The sequence below is a fragment of the Luteibacter sp. P4_E6 genome (genome assembly GCF_056401535.1).
In genome coordinates this window covers 1-4,306 of sequence record NZ_JBFUJE010000339.1, presented here as the reverse complement: position 1 = coordinate 4,306, position 4,306 = coordinate 1, and the positions used below count along the sequence as shown (strand labels likewise).

4 protein-coding genes are annotated in these 4,306 nt (G+C 65.5%); 2 read left to right on the top strand and 2 right to left on the bottom strand.

The window, feature by feature from the left end:
- The coding region (speA, locus tag AC1DT2_RS16745) for an arginine decarboxylase (protein ID WP_477297574.1) at window positions 1-1,471 on the top strand (1,471 nt) is incomplete at its 5' end.
- Entirely contained in the window at window positions 1,468-2,328 is an 861-nt protein-coding gene (locus tag AC1DT2_RS16740; RefSeq protein ID WP_477297572.1) for an NAD(P)-dependent oxidoreductase, read from the top strand. The genes speA and AC1DT2_RS16740, both read left to right, overlap by 4 nt.
- Before the next feature lie 74 nt (window positions 2,329-2,402).
- Here AC1DT2_RS16740 and AC1DT2_RS16735 read toward each other — a convergent pair whose 3' ends face one another.
- Together AC1DT2_RS16735 and AC1DT2_RS16730 are read right to left on the bottom strand one after the other, a co-directional pair.
- Window positions 2,403-3,140, bottom strand: a complete 738-nt coding sequence (locus AC1DT2_RS16735) for an SPOR domain-containing protein (RefSeq protein ID WP_063572259.1) — start codon at window positions 3,138-3,140, stop codon at window positions 2,403-2,405.
- Window positions 3,141-4,306: arginine--tRNA ligase (locus AC1DT2_RS16730; protein WP_477297569.1), on the bottom strand; the 1,166-nt coding region annotated here is incomplete at its 5' end.

Here is a 4,306-nt window from a genome sequence, read left to right as displayed (position 1 = left end):
CAGCATGGTTGTCTGCAATGGCTACAAGGATCGCGAGTACGTCCGTCTTGCCCTCATCGGTCTCAAGCTCGGTTTGCGCGTCCACATCGTCATCGAGAAGCTGTCCGAGCTCGACCACGTCTTCGCCGAAGCCAAGGCGCTCGACGTCGAGCCACTGCTCGGCGTCCGCGTGCGCCTGGCCTCGATCGGTGCCGGCAAGTGGCAGAACACCGGTGGCGACAAGGGCAAGTTCGGCCTCAGCCCGGGCCAGATCCTCGAGCTTATCGAGCGTCTGGATGCCGCAGGCCTCAAGCACACGCTGAAGCTGCAGCATTTCCACATGGGCTCGCAGATCTCCAACGTGCGTGACATCGCCGCCGGTATGCGCGAGGCCGTTCGTTATTTCGTCGAGCTGCACCGCCTGGGCGTGCCGATCGACGTGGTCGATGTGGGCGGCGGCCTGGGCGTCGATTACGAAGGCACCCGCTCGCGCAGCTATAACTCGATCAACTACAGCCTGGGCCAGTACGCGGCCAGCATCGTCCAGCCGCTGGCCGAGGCCGTCGCCGAGCACGGCATGAAGGCGCCGATCATCTTCACCGAGTCGGGCCGCGCGATGACCGCGCATCATGCGGTGATGATCGTCAACGTGAGCGAGGTGGAGCCGGTGCCGCAGGGCGCCGTCCCTGCCGGTCGCGCGGGCGAGCCCAGCGTGCTTCGCCACCTGCGCGAAACGCATGCCGAACTGGACACCCGACCGCCGCTCGAGCTGTTCCACGAGGCGCAACATCACCTGGCCGAAGGTCTTTCGCTGTACGCGCTCGGTCAGCTCGACCTGCGCGATCGCGCCACCCTCGACGAACTGTTCTACGCCATCGCCAACGCCGTGCGTCCGCGCCTGCTGCCCGCGGAGCGCGCCCATCGCCAGGCGCTGGATGACCTCGACGAGAAGCTGGTCGACAAGTACTTCGTCAACTTCTCCGTGTTCGAGTCCGTGCCGGACATCTGGGCGATCGATCAGATCTTCCCGATCGTTCCCATTTCGCGCCTGGATGAAGAGCCGACGCGACGCGGCGTCATCGCCGACCTCACCTGCGATTCGGACGGACGCATCGATCACTACGTGGATGCCGAAGGCGTCGACGTGAGCCTGCCGCTGCACGCACTGAACGAGCGCGAGTCCTATCGCCTGGGCATCTTCATGGTCGGCGCGTACCAGGAGACCCTTGGCGACATCCACAACCTGTTCGGCGACACCGACGCGGTCAATGTCCGCGCCACGGCCAGCGGCTACGAGTTCGCCCACATCCGCCGTGGTGACACGACAGACCTGATGCTCGACTACGTGGGCTATGACCTCAAGGCGCTGCGCCAGTCGTACGTGGACCGCCTCGCGGCCGCCGGTATCGTGGGTGCGCAGGCCGAAGAACTGTACGCCTCGCTCGACAAGGGGCTGACGGGCTATACCTATCTCGCGGAGACGACAGCATGAGCACCAAGGCAGCGTTTATCGGACTTGGCGCGATGGGCGCGCCCATGGCCGGCCACCTCCACACCAAGGGCCTGCTCGTCGCCGTCGGCAACCGCACCCAGGCTCGCGCGGATGAACTGGCGAAGGAACTGGGCGTCGCTGCGCCAGACCTCGCCGGCATCGCCGCATCGGCCGATGTCATTGCCCTGTGCGTCAGTGCGGACGCGGACGTGATCAGCGTGGTCCAGGCGCTCGCTCCCTCGCTGAAGAAAGGCAGCATCGTCGTCGACCATTCCACCGTGGCTCCGGCGACAGCCAAGCGGGCGGCGCGAATTCTCGCCGACGTCGGTGCGGATTTCCTCGATGCCCCCGTATCGGGCGGTGTGGAAGGTGCGAAGAACGGCAAGCTCTCCGTGATGGTCGGCGGCGACGCGGCTGTGCTCGAACGCGCACGCCCTGTGCTCGAAGCCTATGGTGCCCGTGTCACGCACATGGGCCCCGTCGGTAGTGGCCAGGCGACGAAGGCCGTCAACCAGGTGTTGGTCGCAGGCATTGCCCACGCCGTGACAGAGGGGCTCGCCCTTGGCGAGGCGCTGGGTCTCGAAGCCGATCGCCTGATCCCGACGCTCGCCGCGGGCGCAGCCGGCAACTGGTTCCTCGACAAGCGCGGCGCCACCATGCTGCGCAACGAGTTCTCGGTGGGCTTCAAGCTGGCGCTGCTGCACAAGGACCTCGGCATCGTTCGTGGCATTGCCACCGAGGCCGGCACGGATCGCACCATCATCGAGCAGTCGCTCGCCGACTTCGGTGAATTGATGGCCCAGGGTTATGGTGATGACGACATCTCGGCGTTGATTCGTCTCAAGCGCGGGAAGTGACATCCGGCAGCCGTTGAAACGAAAAAACCCGCCGGCGACGGCGGGTTTTTTGTGTCAACGCGGCGAGGAAAACCTCAGCTGCCTTCCTTCAATGCGATGGCACTGATGCCTGCTGCCTGCAGGTGCTGCTTGGTGCTTTCCAGGTCCGTGGCCGACTTGAACGGTCCCAGGCGAACACGGTTATAGGTCTGCGCGCCGACCTTCACCGCCTGCACGTTGGCGACGAAGCCCTGCAGCGCCAGCTTGGCCTTCAGTGCTTCCGCATCGGCGGCGCTCGGGAACGCGCCGACCTGAAGCAGGTAGCCCGAGCTCGCGGCCGGAGCGGCGGGAGCCTGTTGGGCAGGCACGGCCGTGACCGTCTGTGTCGTCGCCTTCGGCAGGTTGGCTGCGGCGGCAGTAGCCTGTTGCTGCTGCGCCACCTCGGCCTTCTGGGCCGCTGCCTGCTGCTGGGCAGCCTGCTGTTGCTGCTGCTTCTGCTGCGCTTCGGCGCTGGCCTGTGCGCGGATCTCGGCATCCGGAATGCGTACTTCCTTCTCGGAAAGCACGGAGTAGAAGTCGTACGACGGCTTCTTCGGCTTCTCGGGCTCGGTCTGTTCGACGACGCCCGGATCGCTTCCCTTCTGCGCCGTGGCCTGCGGGTTCGGCTCAGGGCCGTCGTGCTGGCGCATCATGGGCATCCATGAGCCGCGCATCGCGAAAGCCATCAACAGGGCGCCGGCGAGGATGCCAATCAGCGCCCAGCTCCAGCCGGGCATGCCGCTGGAGCTGTTACGGACGGCCTGACGACCCTTTGCCTTCTTGCGTGTTGCCATTTACATGCTCTCCGGGGCGGAAATGCCCAGCAGATCCAGACCGTTCTTCAAAACCTGTTGCGTCGCCGCGACCAGCGCAAGGCGGGCGTCACGCAGGTCGGCGTCGTCGACGATCCATTTGTGCTCGTGATAGTAGCTGTGGAGCGAGCCTGCAAGCTCACGCAGGTATTGCGCGATCAGATGCGGTTCCAGGTTGGCGGCAGCCGACTCGACCATTTCCGGGTAGCGTGACAGCTCGACCATCAGCGCTTGCTCGTGCTCGGTATCGAGCAGCGGCAGCTTCGCCAGGCCGTTGCCACGGTCGCTGGACAGCCCCCGATCGGCCAACTCGCGGAAGACGCGGCTGGCGCGGGCGTGCGCGTACTGGATGTAGTACACCGGGTTGTCGTTGCTTTGCGAACGCGCCAGGTCGATGTCGAACACCAGCTGCGAATCGGCCTTGCGGGCGATCAGGAAGTAACGCGTGGCGTCGCGACCGGCTTCGTCGATGAGGTCGCGCAGCGTGACGTAGGATCCGGCGCGCTTGGAAATCTTCACTTCCTCACCGCCGCGCATCACGGTGACCATCTGGTGCAGCACGTATTCCGGCCAGTTCTTCGGAATGCCCGTATCCAGCGCCTGCAGACCGGCTTTGACGCGAGCCAGTGAGCCGTGATGGTCGGAGCCCAGCTCGGTGATGGCGCGCTCATAGCCGCGCTGCCACTTGGTCCGATGGTAGGCGACATCAGGGAGGAAGTAGGTGTAGGTGCCGTCGGACTTGCGCATGACGCGGTCCTTGTCGTCACCAAAATCCGTGGAACGCAGCCAGAGGGCGCCGCCCTCTTCATAGGTGTGCCCGTGGGCGACCAACTCGCGCACGGTGTCGTCCACCTTGCCCTCGGTGTAGAGGGAGGACTCGAGGTAATAGACGTCGAAGCCGACGCCGAAGGCCTTCAGGTCCAGGTCCTGCTCATGCCGCAGCGAGGCAACCGCGAAGTGGCGCACGTCGTCGAGGTTATCGGCGTCGCCTGAGGCGGTCACGGTTTCACCGTCGGCTTCCACGGACTCGCGGGCCAGGAAGGCACGAGCGACCTCGGCGATGTAGTCGCCGCGATAGCCCGATTCCGGCCAGCCCGGCTCATCCGGCGCGATGCCCTTGGCGCGAGCCTGGGTGGACAGCGCCAGGT

Bases quoted from the DNA above. Each gene is read 5' to 3' on its own strand.
- AC1DT2_RS16740 (WP_477297572.1), top strand. From the start codon at position 1,468: ATGAGCACCAAGGCAGCGTTTATCGGACTTGGCGCGATGGGCGCGCCC.
- AC1DT2_RS16735 (WP_063572259.1), bottom strand. From the start codon at position 3,140: ATGGCAACACGCAAGAAGGCAAAGGGTCGTCAGGCCGTCCGTAACAGC.